Origin of the sequence: Micromonospora qiuiae, assembly GCF_016863555.1 — a bacterium.
GTDB classification, from domain to species: Bacteria; Actinomycetota; Actinomycetes; order Mycobacteriales; family Micromonosporaceae; genus Micromonospora; species Micromonospora qiuiae.
This window is the reverse complement of the sequence record NZ_BOPC01000004.1, coordinates 31,969-53,128: the sequence shown is the minus strand read 5'-3', so window position 1 is coordinate 53,128 and position 21,160 is coordinate 31,969. Positions and strand designations below refer to the sequence as shown.

General features: G+C 71.0%; 17 protein-coding genes. 13 read left to right on the top strand and 4 right to left on the bottom strand.

What is annotated here, in order from left to right; translation table 11 throughout:
- Positions 1-17: 17 nt before the first annotated feature.
- On the bottom strand, positions 18-1,346 hold the full coding sequence (locus tag Vqi01_RS01410) for a Gfo/Idh/MocA family protein (protein WP_204032192.1): 1,329 nt from the start codon (positions 1,344-1,346) through the stop codon (positions 18-20).
- A gap of 232 nt (positions 1,347-1,578) precedes the next feature.
- Here Vqi01_RS01410 and Vqi01_RS01405 point away from each other — a divergent pair, with 232 nt between their 5' ends.
- From Vqi01_RS01405 to Vqi01_RS01380, 6 genes are read left to right on the top strand one after another with little or no spacing between them, the layout of a single operon-like run.
- Positions 1,579-2,721, top strand: coding sequence for a LacI family DNA-binding transcriptional regulator (locus Vqi01_RS01405; protein WP_204032190.1), 1,143 nt, complete (start codon positions 1,579-1,581; stop codon positions 2,719-2,721).
- A 5-nt stretch (positions 2,722-2,726) separates the two neighbouring features.
- The gene (locus Vqi01_RS01400; RefSeq protein ID WP_204032189.1) at positions 2,727-4,064 is read left to right on the top strand and encodes an ABC transporter substrate-binding protein; all 1,338 of its coding nucleotides are present in this window, start codon (positions 2,727-2,729) and stop codon (positions 4,062-4,064) included.
- A gap of 32 nt (positions 4,065-4,096) precedes the next feature.
- Positions 4,097-5,080, top strand: a complete 984-nt coding sequence (locus Vqi01_RS01395) for a carbohydrate ABC transporter permease (RefSeq protein ID WP_204032187.1) — start codon at positions 4,097-4,099, stop codon at positions 5,078-5,080.
- On the top strand, positions 5,080-5,964 hold the full coding sequence (locus tag Vqi01_RS01390; RefSeq protein WP_204032185.1) for a carbohydrate ABC transporter permease: 885 nt from the start codon (positions 5,080-5,082) through the stop codon (positions 5,962-5,964). The genes Vqi01_RS01395 and Vqi01_RS01390 overlap by 1 nt, the downstream gene beginning before the upstream one ends.
- Positions 5,948-6,559 carry a hypothetical protein gene (locus tag Vqi01_RS01385; protein ID WP_204032183.1) on the top strand — a complete coding sequence of 204 codons (612 nt, stop codon included), beginning with the start codon at positions 5,948-5,950 and terminating at the stop codon, positions 6,557-6,559. Before Vqi01_RS01390 ends, Vqi01_RS01385 begins: the two co-directional genes overlap by 17 nt.
- Complete coding sequence (locus Vqi01_RS01380) at positions 6,556-7,509, top strand: DUF6807 domain-containing protein (RefSeq protein WP_204032181.1); 954 nt, start codon at positions 6,556-6,558, stop codon at positions 7,507-7,509. The genes Vqi01_RS01385 and Vqi01_RS01380 overlap by 4 nt, the downstream gene beginning before the upstream one ends.
- 479 nt (positions 7,510-7,988) lie before the next feature.
- On the opposite strand, the gene Vqi01_RS01375 is transcribed toward Vqi01_RS01380, so the two are convergent.
- Positions 7,989-10,595 (bottom strand): CHAT domain-containing protein, encoded by a 2,607-nt coding sequence (locus Vqi01_RS01375; protein WP_204032179.1) that lies wholly within the window; start codon positions 10,593-10,595, stop codon positions 7,989-7,991.
- A 206-nt stretch (positions 10,596-10,801) separates the two neighbouring features.
- Here Vqi01_RS01375 and Vqi01_RS01370 point away from each other — a divergent pair, with 206 nt between their 5' ends.
- Genes Vqi01_RS01370 through Vqi01_RS01360 form a run of 3 tightly spaced genes read left to right on the top strand, consistent with a single transcriptional unit; the run spans position 10,802 to position 13,209 of the window.
- Positions 10,802-12,115: a S8/S53 family peptidase gene (locus Vqi01_RS01370; RefSeq protein WP_239098100.1), complete on the top strand. Its 1,314-nt coding sequence runs from the start codon at positions 10,802-10,804 to the stop codon at positions 12,113-12,115.
- 22 nt (positions 12,116-12,137) lie between these two features.
- On the top strand, positions 12,138-12,770 hold the full coding sequence (locus Vqi01_RS01365; protein ID WP_204032175.1) for an RNA polymerase sigma factor: 633 nt from the start codon (positions 12,138-12,140) through the stop codon (positions 12,768-12,770).
- Positions 12,745-13,209 carry a hypothetical protein gene (locus Vqi01_RS01360; protein WP_204032173.1) on the top strand — a complete coding sequence of 155 codons (465 nt, stop codon included), beginning with the start codon at positions 12,745-12,747 and terminating at the stop codon, positions 13,207-13,209. Before Vqi01_RS01365 ends, Vqi01_RS01360 begins: the two co-directional genes overlap by 26 nt.
- Before the next feature lie 46 nt (positions 13,210-13,255).
- On the opposite strand, the gene Vqi01_RS01355 is transcribed toward Vqi01_RS01360, so the two are convergent.
- The gene (locus tag Vqi01_RS01355) at positions 13,256-14,281 is read right to left on the bottom strand and encodes a hypothetical protein (RefSeq protein ID WP_204032171.1); all 1,026 of its coding nucleotides are present in this window, start codon (positions 14,279-14,281) and stop codon (positions 13,256-13,258) included.
- 168 nt (positions 14,282-14,449) lie between these two features.
- On the bottom strand, positions 14,450-15,457 hold the full coding sequence (locus Vqi01_RS01350; RefSeq protein WP_204032169.1) for a LacI family DNA-binding transcriptional regulator: 1,008 nt from the start codon (positions 15,455-15,457) through the stop codon (positions 14,450-14,452).
- Between the two features lie 139 nt (positions 15,458-15,596).
- Here Vqi01_RS01350 and Vqi01_RS01345 point away from each other — a divergent pair, with 139 nt between their 5' ends.
- Genes Vqi01_RS01345 through Vqi01_RS01330 form a run of 4 tightly spaced genes read left to right on the top strand, consistent with a single transcriptional unit; the run spans position 15,597 to position 21,136 of the window.
- Positions 15,597-16,907 (top strand): ABC transporter substrate-binding protein, encoded by a 1,311-nt coding sequence (locus Vqi01_RS01345; RefSeq protein WP_204032166.1) that lies wholly within the window; start codon positions 15,597-15,599, stop codon positions 16,905-16,907.
- Positions 16,904-17,902 carry a carbohydrate ABC transporter permease gene (locus Vqi01_RS01340; protein ID WP_204032157.1) on the top strand — a complete coding sequence of 333 codons (999 nt, stop codon included), beginning with the start codon at positions 16,904-16,906 and terminating at the stop codon, positions 17,900-17,902. Before Vqi01_RS01345 ends, Vqi01_RS01340 begins: the two co-directional genes overlap by 4 nt.
- A gap of 2 nt (positions 17,903-17,904) precedes the next feature.
- Positions 17,905-18,765, top strand: a complete 861-nt coding sequence (locus tag Vqi01_RS01335) for a carbohydrate ABC transporter permease (protein ID WP_204032156.1) — start codon at positions 17,905-17,907, stop codon at positions 18,763-18,765.
- A gap of 37 nt (positions 18,766-18,802) precedes the next feature.
- Entirely contained in the window at positions 18,803-21,136 is a 2,334-nt protein-coding gene (locus Vqi01_RS01330) for a beta-xylosidase/alpha-l-arabinosidase (protein WP_204032154.1), read from the top strand.
- The last annotated feature ends 24 nt before the right edge of the window (positions 21,137-21,160 follow it).

The following is a 21,160-nucleotide window of genomic DNA, read 5'->3' as shown; positions in this document are numbered from 1 at the left end:
GGCTCCTGTGGTCGAGGTCAGTCGAGGGCGAGCAGGTCGGCGACCCGCACGGGGGCACCGGTGTCGAAGGAGCGGTTGGCGGCCAGGCCGGTGAGCAGGGCCAGCGCGCCGTCGCGGGCACTGGCCGCGCGGTCCAGCGGATCGGGTACGCCGCCGAACAGCACCCGGGTCATCCGGGCGTCCGCGCCACCGTGACCGTGCCGGGTGTACCCCTCGACCTCGATGCGCTGCGGCGGTGACCAGAACGGCCGCAGGGTCAGCGTGGCCCCGCCACCCTCGGCGGCGGCCTCGCCACCGTGCAACGCGGCACCCTTCAGCGAGCCGGCAGCGGCGGGGCTGACGAACTCGCTCTCGGTGACCTCCAGCTCCAACCGGCCCCGGCTGCCGTTGACCATCACCCGGTAGCCCTCCCAGGGGGCGTACGCGGTGAGGTGGTAGGTCATGGTCGCGCCGGTGGAGTAGGTGGCCAGCACCGCCATGTCGTCCTCGATGCTCACCCCGGGGGCGAAGACGTTGCGGTCCCGGTGGTAGCCGTCGGAGCGTTCGGCGTCGAGGTACAGCTCGCGCAGCCGGGGGTGCTCGGCCAGGCGCAGCGCGAACGGGTCATCGTCGGCGGCGGGGGCATCGTGTGCCCGGTCGTAGTCGCGGGCGTAGCCGTGCCGGCGCCCGTTCTCGCCGTAGAAGAACAGCCGACCGGCGGCGTACACCTGCACGGGTGTGGCGTCCAGCCACCAGTTGACCAGGTCGAAGTGGTGACTGGCCTTGTGCACCATCAGCCCGCCGGAGCTGGCCTTGTCGCGGTGCCAGCGGCGGAAGTAGTCGGCGCCGTGGCGCACGTCGAGCAGCCACTCGAAGTGCACCGAGCCGATCTCGCCGACCGCGCCCTCGGCGAGCAGCCGCCGCAGCTGCTCGTGCAGCGGGTTGTAACGGTAGTTGAAGGCCACGGTCACCCGCCGGCCGGTGCGCCGTACCGCGTCGAGGATGCGCTGGCAGCGGGGCGCGTCGGTGGTCATCGGTTTCTCGGTGACCACGTCACAGCCGGCCTCCAGCCCGGCCACCACGTACTCGTCGTGGGTGACGTCCACCGAGGTCACCAGGACCACGTCGACCCGCTCCTTGGACAGCATGGCGGCGAAGTCACGCGCGTGGTACGTCGGCACCGGCGGATGCCCCAGCTCGCCGAGCCACCGGTTGTGGGCGTCCATCCGGATCTGGTTGACGTCGGCGAGCGCGACCAGTTCGGCGGTGCCCGCGTGGTCGCGGACCAGTGCCCGGACGAACATTTCGGCGCGGGCGCCGGTGCCGACGACGGCATACCGGGCCGGCCTGCCGGGTTGCGGTGACACAGACCGATCCTCCTCGATCTTTGTGCAAACCTTTGCAGTGAAGTAACCACGATCGATCTCATCGCGTCAACAAGGCAACGCGAATCCGCGTTGTATGTCCAGTTTGGTGAGTGTTGGCAGGCGTGCGGAAAGCGCTGTCGCAACACATCTGTAACCGTCCGCCGTTGACAGTGGAGCAACCGTTTGCATTAATTGGCGGCACCGTGACCGCCGACACATGAAGGAGGCGCTGATGCCGGTCACCATCCGGGACGTGGCAAGGGCCTCCGGTGTGCACATCTCCACCGTCTCCCGCACCTTCTCCGCGCCACACCTGGTGAACCCGGAGACCCGGGTGCGGGTGCTGGCGTGCGCCGAGGATCTGGGCTACCGCCCCAACCGGGCCGCCCGGGCACTGATCACCGGGCGTACGCACAACATCGGGCTGATCATCGCGGACATCGCCAACCCGTTCTTCCCGCCGCTGATCAAAGCGGCGGAGAGTCAGGCCCGCCACCGCGACTACCACGTCTTCGTGGCCGACACCAATGAGGACGCCGCGGCCGAGGAGGAGCTGGTCCACGCGCTGGCCAAGCAGGTCGACGGGGTGCTGCTGTGCAGCCCACGGATGAGCAACAGCCTGATCGAGCAACTCAGCCGGGAGGTCCCGCTGGTGGTGGTCAACCGTCAGCTGGCCGGCCTACCGTGCGTCCTGATGGACGTCGGGCAGGGCGCCCGGTCGGCCATCGAGCACCTGGCCCGGCTGGGGCACCGGGAGATCGCCCTGCTGGCCGGGCCGCGCGGCTCCTGGACCAGCCGGGAGCTGCGGCGGGCCGCCGGCGCGGCGGCGCGGGCCGCCGGGGCGGAGCTGACCGTGCTCGGCCCGAACCCACCCACGGAATCCGGCGGTCTGGCCCAGGCGGAGCAGGTCCGTCGGGCCGGTGTCACCGCCGTGCTCGCCTACAACGACCTGATGGCGATCGGCCTGCTCGAAGGGCTGGACGCACTCGGGGTCCGGGTGCCGCAGGAGATCAGTGTCGTCGGGATCGACGACATCACCCTGAGCCGGCTCACCCGACCCAAGCTGACGACGGTGGCCACGCCGACCGCGGCCGCCGGCCGGACGGCCGTCGACATGTTGCTGCAACAGGACACCGAACTCCCACGCACCGGGCGGGGAAGTGGTGCCGCCGCGGCTGTCGGCGCTCGTCGTACCACCGCACAGGTAATGCTCCAGACCGAGTTGGTCATCCGCGACTCCACCGCGCCGGGGCCCTACGCCGGCCGGGACGCTCCCGGTGCCACTGCCGCAGGCCCGGGCCCGCATCGCCGTGCGGACCCGGGCACCCCGACCGTGTCGCCGGTGACGTCGTCGCCTCCTAACGCCAAGGAGTGAGCGCAATGCACCCCGCAACCGCCACCAGCGTCCCCGACGGGCGCACTTACCGTACCCCTCTGCTGCGTCGCCGATTCCTGCGCGGCCTGCTCGCCGCCGTGGTGACCCTGCCGCTGATCGGCGCAGCCGCGGCCTGCGGCGACGACGACGCGGCGTCCGACGGAAAGGTCAGGCTCTCCATCTTCTGGTGGGGCGGCGAGGCCCGGGCGCAGCTCACCAAGCAGGCCCTCGATCTCTACACCGAGAAGAACCCGGACGTCACCTTCGAGAAGACCTGGCAGGCCAACCAGGGCTACTTCGACAAGCTGGCCACCCTCACCGCCGGCGGCAACCCGCCGGACATCTTCCAGATCGACGACAACTTCCTCGCCGAGTACGCGGCCCGCAACACCACGCTGGACCTGAAGAAGTACCAGGACTCCGGTGACCTCGACACCACCAAGTTCCCGCCCAGCCTGCTCCAGTACGGCGTGGTCGACGGCAAGCTCGCCGGCCTGGCCGCCGGGGAGAACACCCAGGGCCTGGTCTACAACAAGACCCTGCTGGACAAGAACGGCCTGCCCGAGCCGACCACCGGGATGAGCTGGGAGGAGCACGTCGCCTGGGCCGAGCAGGTCAGCAAGAAGGCCGGAATCCCCGGCACCCAGGACCCCAGCGCCGACTACAAGGCGTTCTGGGTCTGGCTGCGCCAGCAGGGCAAGGACCTCTACTCCGGCAACGAGCTGGGCTTCACCGTCGAGGACGTGACCAAGTGGTTCGAGCTGTGGAAGGGCGCTCGCGACCGGGGCGCCACCCCGCCGCCGGACGTCATCCACGAGGGCAACGCCACCGACATCACCAAGCAGCTCGTGGTGACCGGCAAGGCCGCGACCTCGTGGGTCTGGGTGAACCAGATGCCGGAGCTGAAGAAGAACACCGCCGACGAGCTGGGTGTCATCGCCTACCCCGGTGACCCGAGCGGCCAGTGGGCCCGCGCCTCGATGTACTGGTCGATCTTCCGGGGCAGCAAACACGCCGACGTCGCGGCCGACGTGATCAACTTCCTGGTCAATGACCCGGAGGCGGTGAAGCTGCTCGGCACCGACCGGGGTCTGCCGTCCAACCTGGACCTGCGCCGGGTGATCAGCGACGACGCCACCGACCCGGCGATGAAGCAGTCCATCACGGTCGAGAACGAGCTGGCCGAGAAGTTCGGCGAGTCGCCCCAGGTGCCGATCAAGGGCCACAGCAAGGTCAAATCCGAGCTGACCAAGGCCGCCGAGAACGCCCAGTACGGCCGGGCCGCGCCCGCCGAGGCCGCCGCCCAGTTCGTCGAGGCCTGCAAGGCGGCAATCGTCTCCTGACCCCGCCGCAGGACTTCGGAGAGGAGCAGTTCGTGGCCCTGACCACGGCGCCCGACCCGACCCGCCGCGGCACCGGATCCGTCCGACCCCCCGCCCCCCGGGGCGGGACCGGACGAATCCGGCACGGGGAAGGTCTGGCCGGCTACGTCTTCCTGTCGCCCTGGCTCGTCGGTCTGATGGCCATCACGGCGATCCCCATGCTGTTGTCGCTCTACCTCAGCTTCACCAACTACGACATCCTCACCCCGTGGTCCGAGGTGGAGTGGGTCGGGCTGGCCAACTACGAACGGATGTTCATCAGCGATCCGTCGTGGTGGCACTCGGTACGCGTGACGCTCAACTTCGCCCTGATCGCCGTACCGTTGAAGCTCGCCGCGGCGCTCGGGGTGGCCCTGCTGCTCAACCGGGCCTGGCGCGGCGTCGGGCTGTTCCGTGGCCTGTTCTACCTGCCGTCGCTGCTCGGCGGCAGTGTGGCGCTGGCCATCGTCTGGGTGAACATGTTCAACCGGGAGGGGGCCTTCAACTCCTTCCTCGCTCTCTTCGGCATCGAGGGCAAGCCCTGGGTCAACGACCCGGACTGGGCCCTGGAGACGCTGATGGTGCTGGCCATCTGGCAGTTCGGCGCGCCGATGGTGATCTTCCTGGCCGGGCTCAAGCAGGTGCCGACCGAGCTGTACGAGGCCGCCGCGGTGGACGGGGCCGGTAAGTTCCGGCAGTTCGTCAACGTGACCCTGCCGATGCTCTCCCCGGTGATCTTCTTCAATCTGGTGCTGGAGACCATCAACGGCTTCCAGGGCTTCACCGCCGCGTTCGTGCTCAGCAACGGCACCGGCGGGCCGGTCGACTCGACCCTGATGTACACGCTCAACCTCTACATCACCGGCTTCACCGACCTGGAGATGGGCTACGCCTCCGCGATGGCCTGGGTCTTCCTGATCGCCATCGCGATCATCACGGTGATCTTCTTCAGCACCGGCCGGTTCTGGGTGCACTACTCCGACGGGGAGGACCGCTGATGGTGGCGAGCACCGTCGCCCCGCCCGTGGCGGCCCGCGCGCAACGCCCGCGCAGCCGTTCCTGGCTGCGGCTGGTCGTCCTGCTGGCCATCGTCGCGGTCGTGCTCTACCCGCTGATCTGGATGGTCGGCACGTCGGTCAAGTCGCAGCAGGAGATCGTCAACAACATCGGCCTGCTGCCGGAGCGCTTCACCCCGGGCAACTACCCCGACGGCTGGACCAACTTCGACGTCAGCTTCGGCCGGTTCTTCCTCAACAGCGCAATGGTCAGCCTGCTCACCGTGATCGGCAACGCGGTGAGCTGCCTGCTGGCCGCGTACGCCTTCGCTCGGTTGAGGTTCCGGCTGCGCCGGGTGTGGTTCGCCGTCATGATCGGCACCCTGCTGCTGCCGAGTCACGTGCTGATCGTGCCGCAGTACATCCTCTTCCGTAGCTTCGGTCTGGTCGGCGGCGACTGGCCGTACCTGCCGCTGCTGATCCCGCAGTTCCTCGCCACCGAGGCGTTCTTCGTCTTCCTCATGGTGCAGTTCATGCGGAGCATCCCGCGCGAGCTGGACGAGGCGGCGCGGATCGACGGGGCCGGCCCGTTCGGCATCTTCCGGCACGTCATCCTGCCGCTGAGCCGGCCCGCGCTGGTCACCACAGCGATCTTCTCGTTCATCTGGACCTGGAACGAGTTCTTCCGGCAACTGGTCTACCTGTCCAACCTGAGCGACTACACCGTGCCGGTGGCGCTGACCCTGTTCATCGACTCGACCAGCCAGAGCGCGGTCGGCCCGATGTTCGCCATGGCGGTGCTCTCCCTGCTTCCGGTCTTCGTGTTCTTCGTCGCGTTCCAGCGGATGCTCGTCGAAGGGATCAACACCAGTGGACTCAAGGGCTGAGCAGCGCCGCGACTGGCGCGACACGGTCAGCGACGCCGCCGATCTGGCGCTGCTGGGCATCCTGACCGTGCTGGCCGCGGCACCGGTGTTGACCGCCGGCGCCGCGGTCGGCACCGCCAGCGCGGCCGTGCACGACCGCCTCACCGCCGGCACCTGGCCCACCGCCCGGCGCACGCTGTCCCGGTTCGGCCGGGGCCTGCTGCCCGGCCTGCCGGTGACCCTGATCGGGCTCGTCGCCGTCGGCCTGCTCGTCGCCGACCTGGTCGCGCTGGCCAGCGGTCGGGTGCCGGGCGGCGTACCGGCGCTGAGCCTGACCACCGTGGTCGCGGCGGCCCTGCTCGGGTACGCCGCCGCGATCGTGGTCGAGGTGGGCCGCAGCGGCGGCACCGGGTGGTGGTCGGCGGCCATCCGCGCTGCCCGCGCCTGCCTCGACCACCCCGCGACCTGGGCCGGGCTGGCCGGCACCGGCGTGGTGGCAGCGCTGCTCGGGCTGCTGGTCACCCCGGTCGCCGTGCCGATCCTCGCCGGGTACGCGCTGGCCGCCGTGCACGCCGTCGCCCGTCGTCGGCCGGTCGCCCAGGCGGAGCTGTCGTGACCACCGCCGACGCCGTCGGCCGGAACCTGCCGGTCGACCGTACGCCGGCTGCCGGCGACGATCCGCACCTGTTCGTCGACGGTACGCCGGTCGCGCGGTACGTGCTCGCCCCCGACCTCGACGCCCGACACGGGCCCCGGCCCTATCTGCACCCGGTGCGTACGCTGGCCGGCACCCGGGTCAGCGACGCGCTTCCCGCCGACCACGTCTGGCACCTCGGGGCCTCCCTGGCCGTGCAGGACGTGAACGGCACCAACCTCTGGGGCGGGCGCACCTACGTGCGCGACCTCGGGTACACCTGGCGGGCCGACCACGGCCGGATCGTGCACACCGGCTGGGAGCATCGGTCGGCCGACCGGCTCGACCACCGGCTGCACTGGTGCGACCCGGCCGGCGACGTCCTGCTCACCGAGCGGCGCACCCTCACCGCCTCGCCGGTGCCCGGTCACGGCGGCGCGCTGAGTCCGGGGCCTGGTCACGGCGGCGCGCTGAGTCCGATGCCTGGTCACGGCGGCGCCTGGCGGCTGGAGGTGACCAGCATCCTCACCGCCCCCGCCGACCGGGACGTCGTGCTGGGCAGCCCGGCCACCAACGGCCGCCCCGGCGGGGCCGGCTACGGCGGGTTCTTCTGGCGGGCGGTGGCCACCGAACCGCCCGAGGTGTTCACCGCTTCGCTGACCGGGGAGGAGGCGGTCAACGGGTGTGCCGAACCATGGGTGGCGATGACCGGGCAGGCACCGGAAGGTGGGGCGTACACCCTGGTCTTCAGCGGCCTCGGACCGGGCGACCGGTGGTTCGTGCGGACCACCATGTACCCGGGGGTCTGCGTCGCGTTCGCCTTCGAGCAGACCGCGACCATCCCCGCCGGCACCAGCCGGCACGGCCGCTACCACGTCGTCGTCGCCGACGGCAGGCTCGACCCCCGCACCACCGCCACTCTCACCCTCTGAGTGAGGGCTGGCGGGTGCGTTTCCGCCTTTACCAGGCGGACGACGTCGGCCGGAGTGCGCTCCTCGGAGCGTGATCACAGAGCAACCGGCAACAGATGGTGGCGGCGAGGTGGGGCCAGGCGTGGTGGCCGCGAGTGCCTGGGGCGGTGCTGGGGTGCTTGCCTGGGGATTGCGAACGGTGCAGGTTGCGGCAAGTCGGGGTGTTGGGGTGCCCAGGGCGGGCGCGGGATGCGGCATGTCGGGGTGTCCGGCCCTGTGGGCGGCGTGGGTTGCGGCGTGTCGGCGTTTCCGGGCCGGTTGAGACCGCGAGTTGCGGTGTCCTGTGCGCAGGCCCGCGAGTTGCGGTGTTTGGTGGCGCAGGCCCGCGAGTTGCGGTGTTTCGTGGCGCAGGCCCGCGAGTTGCGGTGTCCTGTGCGACGGTGCCGGTAGCGGATCCCTGCGGCGTCCCCGCCTGGCGAAATCCGTAGTCGGGCACCACCTCAGCCGGCACCCAGGCAGATGAAGGCAGCTGCGGTGGCCCGGGCGGTGCCATCACCGGAGGCGACGAAGGCCTGCTGGGCGTCGGCGAGGGCGGGCGCCGGCCGGGCACCGGCCTGCATCCGTCGATGCAGGTCCAGCATGAGCGCGGTGGTCGGTTCGGCCGGTACCGGTAGCACCGTGGCGATCAGGCACCGGGTGCCCAGGGCCAGCAGCACCGCCGCGAATCCCATGATCTCGTCGCCGGGACGGACGCCGGTCAAGCCTGACTCGCAGGCGGAGAGCACCACGCAGCCGGGTGGGCGGGTGACGCGTTCCCACTCGTACGCGAACAGCGGCCCGCCGGCGAGCTCCAGGGTGGAGAACTGGGGGTTGTCCGCGCGGAACGTCCCGTGGGCCGCGATGTGCACCATCCCGGCGCCATCCAGGGCGGCGGTCAGCGCGTCGGCGGTGGCGTCCGCCCCGGTGAGCAGCCGGGACCCCGGCAGCACTCGGGCCAACCGGCGGACCTCGGCCTGCCCGGCCGGCAGGCGCGGGCCGCTGGCCAGGACCGCCGGTCCGACCGCTGCCTCTCGCTGATCCGCCGCGAGCCAGACCGTGGCCGACGGGGCGACCGTGACGGCGCGACCGGCGCAGGTCGGCAACCCGGCCCAACCGACGCCGTGCAGCACTCCGACTGGAACGATCACCAGGGCGCGGTCGGCCAGGCGTCGCCGCAACGGATCGAAGAGCTGACTGTCGAGCGCTGTGGCGGCGTGTGCGGCACCGGCCCGCGCGGCGGCCGAGTCCCCGGTGGTGATCAGGCGGCGCAACCCGAACCGGTGCCAACGGGCCAGCCTCGCCGCCTCGGCGAGCGTGCCGAGGTCGTGCAGGCTGGACCGGCCGTCGCGGACCAGCACCGCCCGGAGCCGATCGCCGTGCGCCACGAGTTCGACCAGCACACGCGAGCCGAGCCGCTCGGCCAGGGCTCCCACGGTGGGTGGGGCCAGTACCCCGCTCCCGCCAGGCACCCGCCGGGCCAGGTCGCGGATGCGGTGTTCCAGTCGGGCCTGCCGGCCGCGCAGGGCACGCACCGGACGGTCGGCCAGCACCGCGTCTTCGAGCAGCCCGCTGACCATCCGCAGATCGGCGAGGGTGGCGACCAGGTCGGGGTCGTCGGGTGGGAGCGCCGAGCGCATCCGAAGCGTGTTGGCGCGCCACCGCTCCGCCCAGGCGAGGACCCGAGCCGGTGCCCCGGCCCGGACGGCGATGTCCAGACCCTCGGCAGCCAGCTCCTGCCCGTACGCTCCGCTGTGGGCCCGCAGTTCGGTGGCGCCGAGTGACGTGCGGTGCCGGTCGAGCACGGCCAGGCCGCGACGGAGGGCCCGAGCCGCACCGGATTCGTCACCGCCGAGCCGGCGCCACAGCGCCAGGGCGTACCAGCCCTGAGCCCGCCGCGAGGCGGTGCCCCGGCCACGCGTCCGGGCGGCCGTGGCGAACAGCTCCCTGGCGCGATCGGTGCGGCCCGCAGCCGCCGCCAGCAGGCCGGCGTCGATGCGGGTGATCAGCGCGGGATCCGGCCATCCGGTGGCGTCGAGCTGGTCGGCGGTCCGCACCATCGCCCGGAACAGGGCCGGCGAACGGGTCCCCCGGCGGAACTCGGCGCGTAGCTCGACGTGCCGGGCGAACGCGGCCCAGGTCCGACGGCCTTGGCGCCGGAACCGGGTCCGGGCCGCCGCCGCGGCTCCGATCGCGGTGTCGAGGTCACCGGCGAGCAGGGCGGCCCGGGCCTGGGCCAGCAGCGCCTCGGCGAGGTCGGAGGCCATCCCGCGGCGGCGTAGCTCCCGGATCGCCACGGCGGCGACCTGCACCGCCTCGTCGACCAGCGGCACCGACAGCAGCAACTCGACGCGGTCCAGCAGCAATGCCGGCCGGGGCACGGCGAGTCGGCGGTACTCCTCGCCGACGGCGGCGAAGCACCGCAGCGCCGCCGCGATGTCACCGCGCCGGCCGGCCGCGATCCCGCTGTTCCAACGGGCGTCGGCCGCCGCGAGGTCCAGGCCGAGTTCGTGGAAGACAGCCGCGGCCCGGGAGAGGTCGTCGTCGCCACCGGCAGTGCCCCGGTGGGTCTTGAGCAGGCCCCGGTTGTTGCGGGCCCGTGCCTCCAGCAGCAGGTCACCGCAGCGTTGGGCGATGTCGATGGCGTGGCCGTAGTCGCGAACCGCTTCGTCGTAGCGGCCGCGGTAGTGCAGCACCACCCCCCGCTGCATCCGGGCCCGCCCGGCGTCCGCGCCGGTCAACTCCGGCAACGCTGCGGTCACGGCCCGCAGCGCCGCTGCGGTACGGCCGGCATTTGCCAGTACGTAACCGAGACTCATCTGCGCCAGCGCGCGGGCCCGGGCGCTGGCGGCGATCCGGACCGCTCGTCGCAGGTGGCGTAGCGCGCCGGGCAGATCGTTGAGTTCCCGCAGGGCCAGGCCGATGGCGCGGTCGGCGGTGGACCGTTCGTCGTCGTCGGGGCTGGCGGCGAGCACCCGCTGGGCGATCGCGATCGCGTCGCGGGGACGGCGCTGGACGGTGTCGAGCGCCGCCTGGGCGGTCCCGGCACCGGCATCGGTGCTGTCGGGCATGGACAAAGCGTTCACCATTCATGGCGGTGCGTCAATGTCGATACCGGACTCCACGTGACGGGTCCGTCACTCGGCCAATTGACATTGGCCGATCATTTGGAAGAATCGGTGAGGTCCGGGGAGATTCGCCGCACGCGCCGCTGACAGCGGCACGCGCCGGCCACCAGTGGCGCGTGCCGCTGTCCGGACGATCCTTGGAGGACCCCGTGCTTCCTGATCACCCCATCGCGCCGTGTCCCGATCATGGCCTGTCCCGACGGCGACTCCTGGCGGCGTCCGCCCTGGCCGTGGCCGCAGTGCCGCTCGGCGTCGGGCTGCGTCCGGCACCGGCGCTCGGCGACACCGATGACGACAGGGCCTACCAACTCGCGTTCGCCGAAGCGCTGAGCGCCGATCGCGACGTGCGGCGGCACACCACCGCAGGCCGCGAGATTCTCTACCGGCCCCGGCAACTGCTCGCCGCCGACGCCGACGCCCAGCGGGTCGCCGCCTGGCTCAAGGACGGCGGCTACCCGACGACCGTCGCCGATCGGTTCGCCGGCGTCACCCGGCTGTTGTTCGCCGGGGAGGCCGACATCCCCGCGGTCGTGACGAAGCTGCGCGACCCCCGGCAGTGGCCCGGCCAGCGGGTGCCCACCGTCCAACCGCACCATGTGCTGCTCGGCCTGGGCAACATCATGGGCAACCCGAGCGGGCCGCCCCGGGCGGCCGCCGCCCTGCCGCCGCCGGATCCGGCTCGACTCGGCGAGGGGGCGGGGGTGACGGTCGGCATCTGCGACACCGGCATCTGGCGGCAGGCCGGTGCCGTTCACCCGGAGTGGCTCGGCGGCGCGTACCTTCCGGAGCCCGACGACGAGGACCCGCTCTACGTGCACAGCGACGTGCTCGCTCCGCAGGGTGGCCACGGCACGTTCGTCGCCGGGGTGGTCCGGCAGGCCGCGCCGGGCGTACGCGTCGACCCGGAGCCGGCATTGAACCCCACCGGCGTCGGCGACGAGGCGATGCTGGTGGCTGCTCTGGGCCGGCTCGCGCCGGAGGTGTCCGTGGTGAATCTCTCGCTGGGTGGTTTCACCCTCGACGACCAGCCCTCGCTGCCGCTGGCCAACGCGGTGGCCGGACTGCCACCGACAACCGCCGTGGTGGCCGCGGCTGGGAACGCCGGCATCAACCGGCCTGTCTGGCCGGCCGCGCTGGACCGGGTCCTGGCGGTCGCGGCGGTCGCCGCGGGCAACAGCGGCCCGGCGCCGGCGACCTACAGCGGCTTCGGGCCGTGGGTCGACGCCTGCGCCCTCGGTCGGCGCGACAGCACGTACGTCGACGGCAGGCTGCCGCTGCCGGGCCGGCCGACCCGGCTGTTCCACGGGTTCGCCACCTGGGCGGGAACCTCGTTCGCCGCAGCACACGTCGCCGGCCGGATCGCCGCCCTGATGACCACCAGCGGGCTGAGCGCCGACGCGGTGAAGCTGGCGCTGCTCGCGGCGCCGCGCTGGCATCCCGACTACGGCGTGCTCGTCGGATGAGCACCGGAACGGCGGTGTCGCGTTGACCGGTCGGAGCGTGACCGTCCTGGTTTCCGACGCGGCGCGCGGGGACGAGGCAGCGTGGACCGAACTGGTGCGCCGATACACCCCGCTGGTGTATTCGGTGATCCGCTCCCATGACCTGGTCGGCGCCGACGCGGCCGATGTGAACCAGACTGTCTGGCTGCGGCTGGTGGAACACCTGGATCAGGTACGCGAACCGGAGGCGCTCGGCGCCTGGCTGGCCGTCACGACCCGGCGCGAGTGTTACCGGATGTCCCGCCTCGGCCGGCGCACCCAGCCGGTCGACCCGTCCGACGCCGCACTCGACGCGTACCACGGGACCTGGGCGGATGCCGCGACGCCGGACGAGGATCTGCTGCGTGCCGAGCGGCGACAGGCGCTGCGGGAGGGCTTCGCCCAGCTTCCGCCGCGCTGCCAGGAGCTGCTGTCGCTGCTGACGGCCGACCCGCCGCTGAGCTACCGGGAAGCCTCCGCCCGGCTGGGCGTACCGATCGGCAGCATCGGGCCGACGCAGGCCCGCTGCCTGCGCAGGCTGCGCGACTCTCCGGCCCTCGCTCCGTACCTTGGTCTGGTCGGCACCGCCGAAAGGAAGGGGGGCGAACGCGATGGAGCCGTGGCCGCCGGTCGATGACGACCGGTTGACGGCGGAGCTGGGTGCGGCGCTGTGGGACGCCGGGGGAGTTCCCCAGGAGTACGTGACGGCGGCGCGGGCGGCGTTCGCCTGGCGGACGGTGGACGCCGAGCTGACCCTGGCCGAGTTGACCTTCGACTCGGCGAGCGAGGTGGAGTTGGCCGCCCTGACCCGTTCGGCGGGTTCCGCGCGCACCCTCTCCTTCCAGGGCGGCCCGATGGTGGTGGAGATCGAGGTGAGCGACGCCGGGATCGTCGGCCAGCTTTCACCGGCCGGCGGCGGCCGGATCAGCGCCCGCACGGCCAGCGGCACCTACGACGAGGCTCCGGTCGACGCGGTGGGCCTCTTCTCGCTGGGTGTTCCTCCGCCCGGTCCGATTCAGCTCCGTGCCGACGCGGGCGGGCACGCGGTGGTCACCGACTGGATCTGTCTACGTTGACGGGGCCGCGGGCCGGACGGCCCGCGACCCCCGCGAGGGAGCTGGACTACTGCCTCCCAGCGCTGATCAGATATTGCACGCCACCGAGGTCGGCCCGCTTCGCCCCGCTGTTGTCCGGCCCGAACTGGGCCACGTTGAGCGCGATTTCCCGCTCGAACGGGGCCTCGGCCGAGAAGAGCAGCGAGAACTCCACCCGCTCACCGGGGTTGAGCTGCAGGTTGCCCAGGCTGGCCTTGGCCGGCTCCACGATCTCCACCTGGGTCCGGCCGACCGCGCGTACGTTCGTGCCGACCGCGCCGCCGGCCCGCCAGCGCTCGAAGAGCTCCGGACCGAGGTCGACGACCACCCGGCCGCCCACGTTTCGTAGCGACTCGGCCGCCGTGAAGACCAGGTCGTTCCTGGACGGTACGGTCAGCGTGTTGCCGATGGCGAAGGGCCGCACGACCGGCGGCGCGCTCGGGGTGAGCCGGACCGAGTCGACGTTGCGCCACGCGATGTTGTTGTTGTAGCGGGTGTTGGTGTGGATGTCCGGGCCCTCGAAGGTCATCGGGTCGGTGCTGGACTCCCAGCGGGCGGTCAGGCAGAAGTGACCCGGCCCGGGTACCCCGGTCCACGGGACGGTGACCGTCGTGACGCCTGCGGCGGCGATGACGTTGACCGCCCCGATCTGCGTCCAGTGCGTCGGCCAGGTCGCGCCGCCGCCGGGCGTCGTCCGGTAGACCCGGAGCACACCGCTGCTGGTGCCCGAGCCGTACGGCCCGGGATTGCGCAGCTTGACGAAGACGTAGTTGGTCACTCCGACGATCGGGTTCTGGCTGGTGGCGCACTCGATGGCGGTCGGGCAGACCTTGATGTCGGGGCTGGCCCACAGCGGTTCGAGCGTGTGCGGCTCGAGCCCGACATCGGTGGGGACATCCTTGATGTAGACGTCGGTGCGGGCCGCCGCGGCAGCCCGCTCGGGTGCTCCGACGGGCGCGGCGGTGGCTGCGGTGACCGCCAGCAGACCGGTCAGCGCCGCACCCGCGAGGACCACCAGGGCGGCTCTGCGGGCACGTCTCCCTGCACTGCTCATGACAGGTTTCTCCCATCGACGGGGACTGGGCCGACCCGGCGTGTTTCCGTACCGTGTCGGCGCGGTTACGTCTTTCAGGAGCGGGCCGGGGGCCCGGAAATACCGTCGGCGGCCCGTCGCGCTGTCAGATGGCGCGAGGACCGGCAAACACCGCCAAACGGCTCCCGGTCAGTCGGGCAGAGCCCGGCAGGAGGCGCGGATCACCAGCTCGGTGGGGAGCCGGATGTGGATGTCGCGCTCCGCGCCGGCGATCAGGTCGACGAGCAGGCGCAGGGCCTCGGCGCCCATCTGCTGCAGCGGTTGCATTATCGTCGTCAGTGGCGGGTTGACCAGGGCGGATTCCGGGATGTTGTCGAAGCCGATCACGGACAGGTCGTCGGGCACCGTGAGGCCCATCTCCCGGGCGACGTTCATCGTGGAGATGGCGGAGAGGTCGTTCCCCGCGAAGACCGCTGTCGGCCGGTCGGCACGGGCGAGCAGTTCGCCCGCGGTGCCGGCGGCGCTCTCGATCCGGAAACCGCCGACGCGGACCAGCCGCTCGTCCACGGCCACGCCGGCATCGGCCATTGCCTGCCGGAAGCCGGCTTCCCGCAGGCGGGACGACTCGAGATCGGGGCGTCCGCTGATGTGCCCGATCCGACGGTGACCGAGCGACAGCAGGTGGTTGGTCGCGAGCACGGCGCCGGCGAAGTTGTCGGAGTCGACCGTGGGCAGGCCCGACGGGCCGGTGTGCGGGTCGACGGCGACGACGTGGAAGCCCTGCTTGGTCTCCACCACCGTCGGCGTGACGATCACGGCGCCGTCGATGAGCGTTCCGGACAGGCGCGCGAGGGAGCGTCTCTCCCAGCCGACGGCCGTGCCGGCACCGTCGCCGCTGGAGTAGGCCAGCAACTGGTAGCCAGTGCCGGCCACCGCCGTGGACGCACCCTTGAGCAGTTCGGTGGAGAAGGGCTCGAATTCGGCGACCAGGATGCCCAGCACGTTCGTACGGTGACTGCGCAGGCTCTGCGCCCCCAGGCTGGCCTCGTAACCGAGCTGGTGGATGACCTGCTGAACCCGCTCGATGGTCGCGCGTGCCACGCCGTACCGGCCGTTCACGACCTTGGATACGGTTGCCACTGAGACGCCGGCCGCACGGGCCACGTCCGACATGTTGACACGCTGCGGGAACGCCACGTTGATGATGATAGAGGGCAGATCGCGGCCCTCGGCAGCCGAGTCGAAAACGTTATCGACACCGATTGACACTGCGTGACGGGGCTGAAAAACTCCCCCGCAGGCCGAAGCACCGCGACTGACTAGTCGAGGAGACATCGTGGCTATAAAGCGCCGCGCAAGCAGCGTCCTAGCGCTGTCCATCACCACCGCTCTGCTTGTCGCCGGATGTGGCGGCGGCGGCGAGAGCGAGGCTCCATCCGAGAATGAGCTGTTCAAGAACCCGGTGACCCTGACCTGGTGGCACAACGCCTCGCAGGACGGGCCCGGTAAGACCTACTGGGAGAAGGTCGCCAAGGACTTCAACACCCTCCACCCCACGGTCACGATCGAGATCGAGGGCATCGAGACCAACCAGCTCCAGCGCACCCGGCTTCCCGCCGCGCTGCTCAGCAGTGACCCGCCGGACATCTTCCAGTCCTGGGGCGGCGGCGAGATCCGCGAGCAGGTCGAGGCCGACTACCTCAAGGACATCACCGACCAGGTCAAGGACGAGGTTGCCAACATCGGCGGCGCGGCCGGAATCTGGCAGGTGGACGGCAAGCAGTACGGCCTGCCGTACCGGATGGGCATCGAGGGCATCTGGTACAACAAGGAGATGTTCGCCAAGGCGGGCATCGCGGCACCGCCGACCACGTTCGATGAGCTCAACGAGGCGGTCACCAAGCTCAAGGCGATCAACGTGATTCCGATCGCCGTCGGCGCGGGTGACAAGTGGCCCGCCGCGCACTGGTGGTACAACTTCGCGCTGCGTGCCTGCTCGGTCGATACGCTGAAGAAGGCCTCCCTGGAGCTGAACTTCGACGACCAGTGCTTCGTCAAGGCCGGCCAGGACCTGAAGACCTTCATCGACACGAAGCCGTTCCAGCCCAACTTCATCGCCACGCCGGGGCAGAATGACCCGACCAGCGCCAACGGCCTGCTCGCCAACGGCAAGGCCGCCATGGAGCTGATGGGCGACTGGAACAAGGGCACGCTGGACACGGTCGCCGCCGACAAGGAGGCGCTCAGCAAGTTCCTCGGCTGGTTCCCGGTGCCGGCGATCGCCGGTTCCCCCGGTGACCCGAAGGCGGCCCTGGGCGGCGGCGACGGCTTCGCCTGCGCCAAGAACGCCCCGCCGGAGTGCGTCGAGTTCCTCAAGTACATCGTCAGCCCCGAGGTGCAGAAGGGCTACGCCGAGACCGGCACCGGCCTGCCGGTGGCCAAGGGTGCCGAGGCCGGGGTCGCGGACCCCGCGCTGAAGTCGATCCTGGAAGCCACCACCGAAGCGACCTACGTGCAGCTCTGGCTGGACACCGCGTTCGGCAGCACGGTCGGCAACGCGATGAACGACGCGATCGTCGCCATCTTCGCCGGTAACGGCACGCCCGAGAAGGTCGTCGAGGCGATGAAGGCGGCCGCACGCAAGTGACCTCCACCAACCCCACCCTGGACCTCGCCGGCGGCGCGACCGCGCCGCCGGCGGGGCGCCGGCCCGCAAGGCGCTCGTCCTACCGCGCGGCCGAGACCCGACGCAAGTGGTACGAGATCATCGGTCTCACCACGCCAGCGGTCATCGTGTACGTGATGTTCGTACTGGTGCCGATCGGCTTCGCCTTCTACTACAGCCTCTTCCGTTGGCGTGGCGTCGGGCCGCCCACCGACTACGTCGGATTCGACAACTACGTCCTCGCCTTCCAGGACCCGATCTTCCTGGACGCGCTGCGCAACAACGCCATCATCGTCTTCGGCTCGCTGCTGATCCAGGGCCCCATCGCACTGGGCGTGGCGCTGCTGCTCAACCGGAACTTCCGCGGTCGCACCCTGTTCCGGCTGCTGGCGTTCGTGCCGTACGTGCTGGCCGAGGTCACCGTCGGCATCATGTGGAAGCTGCTGCTCTCCGACGCCGGCACGCTCAACGCGCTGATGCAGGCGGTGGGCCTGGGCGGTCTGGTGCAGGCGTGGCTCGCCGACCTCGACATCGTCATCTGGACGCTGCTGTTCGTCCTCACCTGGAAGTACGTCGGCTTCGCCATCATCCTCCTGCTCGCCGGCCTGTCCAACGTGCCACAGGAGTTGAACGAGGCCGCCGCCATCGACGGGGCGAGTTGGTGGCAGACGCAGCGTCACATCACGCTGCCGCTGCTGGGCCCGACGATCCGGATCTGGATGTTCCTGTCGATGATCGGCTCGTTGCAGGTCTTCGACATCATCTGGGTCACCTCGGTGCCCGCGGTACGGTCGCTCGGGGCGTCCGCCACCATGGCGACGTACATGGTGGACAACGGGTTCTTCGCCCGGCTGTGGGGCTACGGCAACGCGGTGGCCGTGATCCTGTTCGTCATCTCCTTCGTCGCGGCGCTGATCTTCCAGCGCTTCCTGCTGCGCCGTGACATCCAGGGCGCCGTCACCGGAAGGGCGAAGTGACCATGACCGCGAACGCCATGCAGTCCTCGTCGGTCAACCGCCGGCCCTTCACGTGGAGCAGCCCGCTGACCTACGCGTTGGCGCTCGCGGTAGCCGCCGTGTCGATCACTCCGGTGGTCTACGTGATCATCGGCGGCTTCCGTACCACCCCGCAGATCGTCGCGGACCCGGCCGGGCTGCCCAGTCCGTGGGTCTGGGACAACTACGCCAGGGTGCTGACGCAGAGCAACTTCTGGCAGCAGACGTTCAACAGCGGGGTGATCGCCCTGGGCACCACGCTCGGCGTCGTGCTGCTCGGGGTCAGTGCCGCGTTCGTGCTCGCCCGGTACACCTTCCGGGGGCGTGAGGTGCTGTACACCTTCTTCACCCTCGGCCTGCTCTTCCCGGCCGGAGCGGCGATCCTGCCGCTCTACCTCATGCTGCGCGACCTGAACCTGATCAATTCGTACTACGCGGTGATCCTGCCGCAGGTCGCCTTCCAACTGCCGCTGACCGTCGTGATCCTGCGTCCTTTCCTGTCCGCCATCCCCCGCGAACTGGAGGATGCTGCCGCGATCGACGGCACCGGGCGGATCGGCTTCCTCTGGCGCATCGTGCTGCCGCTGTCGCGGCCCGCGCTCGTCACCGTCGGGATCCTCGCGTTCGTGGCGAGTTGGAACGCGTTCCTGTTGCCACTGCTGGTCCTCGGCGACGCCAGCCTGCACACCCTGCCTTTGGGGGTGCAAAACTTCTCCAGCCAGTACACGTCCGATACGGCGGGAATCCTCGCCTTCACGTCGCTGGCGATGCTGCCAGCACTACTGTTCTTCACATTCGCCGAGAAACAGATCGTCGGTGGCCTGCAGGGCGCGGTCAAGGGCTGAGCGACAGCGGCACGAGCAACAAAAGGGGATGCACAGCATGACTGAGGTCCACGGGGTAGTGGGCGCGCCGGCGACAACACCGGCCCAGCCGGATCCGCGCCACGACCGGTCCGACCGGGCGGCGGGGGAGGCGCGGGTACGCGAGTTGCTCGGCCGGATGACAATCGAGGAGAAGATCGCGCAGCTGGTCGGCTTCTGGGAGAAGGAGGACGGCGAAGCGGTCGCGCCCTTGCAGGGTGAGTTCAGCGGCGCCGGCAAGCTCGAGGAAGCCTCCCGGCACGGACTTGGCCATCTCACCCGGGCCTACGGCACCCGCCCTGTCGATGCCGCCGCCCGCGCGTCCTGGCTGTGGAAGTTCCAGGCGGATCTGGTGACGGGCACCCGGCTCGGCATCCCGGCGATCGTCCACGAGGAGTGCCTGACCGGGCTCTCGGCGTGGAAGGCGGCCACCTTCCCCACCCCGTTGGCCTGGGGCGCGGCCTTCGACCCCGACCTCGTCGCCGAGATGGCGGCGGCGATCGGGGCGTCGATGCGGGCCCTGGGCGTGCACCAGGGCCTCTCCCCGGTGCTCGACGTGATCCGGGATCCGCGTTGGGGCCGGGTCGACGAGTGCATCTCCGAGGATCCGTACGTGGTCGGCACGCTCGGCACGTCGTACGTACGGGGCCTGCAGTCGCAGGGAGTGCACGCCACGCTCAAGCACTTCGTCGGGTATTCCGCCTCGCGGGCCGGGCGCAACTTCGCCCCGGTGCACGCCGGTCCGCGAGAACTCGCCGACGTGCTGCTCCTGCCGTTCGAGATGGCGATCCTCGACGGCGACGCGCGTTCGGTCATGCACTCCTACGCCGAGATCGACGGTGTGCCCGTCGCCGCCGACCCGGCGATGCTCACCGGAGTGCTGCGGGACCAGTGGGGCTTCGACGGCACCGTGGTGGCCGACTACTTCGGCGTGGCGTTCCTGAACCTGTTGCACCACGTCGCGGGCGACCACGCGGAGGCGGCGGTGCAGGCGCTGACCGCCGGCGTCGACATCGAGCTTCCGACCGGTGACGCGTACCTGACCCTGGTCGAGACGGTGCGTTCCGGCCGGCTCGACGAGGCGGTCATCGACCGGGCGGTGTTGCGGGTGTTGCGCCAGAAGCTGGAGCTCGGGCTGCTTGACGCCACCTTCACCGACGAGCCGGTCCGGTCGATCGACCTCGACTCGCCCGAGCACCGGGCGATCGCCCGCCGCCTCGCCGAGGAGTCGATCATCCTGGTCAGCAACCAGGAAGCGCTTCCGCTGTCAGCGGGCCGGCGGGTGGCGGTCATCGGCCCGAACGCCGATCGGCAGGAAGCGCTCTTCGGCTGCTACTCCTTCCTCAACCACGTGCTCGCCCAGCATCCCGACGTGGAGAGCGGCGTCGAGGCGCCGACGGTGCTCGACGCGATGCGGGTCGAGTTCGGCGCCGAGATGGTCAGCTGGGCGCGGGGCTGCGACGTGGACAGCGACGACCGGTCCGGGTTCGGCGAGGCCGTCGCGGCGGCGTCCGGCGCGGACGTCGCCGTACTGGTCGTCGGCGACCACGCCGGCCTGTTCGGACGCGGCACGGTCGGCGAGGGCTGTGACCGGGACGACCTGGAACTGCCCGGTGTCCAGCGGGAACTCGTCGAGCGGGTGTTGGCCACCGGTCGACCGGTGATCCTGGTGCTGCTCACCGGCCGGCCGTACGCCCTGGGCTGGGCGCTGGCCCGGTGCGCGGCGGTGGTGCAGGCGTTCTTCCCCGGTGAGGAGGGCGCCGGAGCGATCGCGGGAGTGCTCTCCGGGCGGGTCAACCCGTCCGGCAGGCTGCCGGTCAGCCTGCCCGTTTCGGCCGGCGCGCAGCCGTACTCCTATTTGCATCCCGCGCTCGGCGAGGGCAACGAGGTGACCAACCTGTCCACGACGCCCGCGGCGCCGTTCGGTCACGGCCTGTCCTACACGACGTTCGAGTACGACGACCTGTCGGTGCCCGCCACGGTGCCGACCGACGGGACGATCCGGGTGACCGTTCGCGTCACGAACACCGGCACCCGCGCCGGTGACGAGGTGGTCCAGCTCTACGGTCACGACCTGGTGGCCTCGGTGACCCGGCCGGTGGCGCAGCTGCTCGGGTACCAGCGGGTCCACCTGGAGCCGGGCCAATCGGTCACGGTCGAGTTGGCGGTGCCCACCACCCGGCTGGCCTTCTCCGACCGCACTCTGACCCGGATCGTGGAGCCCGGCGACGTCGAGCTCTGGGTCGGCACCAGCGCCCACCGTCACGCCCGGGCCCGGACCACGCTCACCGGCAACGCCACCCCCGTCACCAACGCCTCCCCCCGCTGGACCATCACCACGCTGCACCACTGACCCCGCTGTGATCCTGGTACGTCA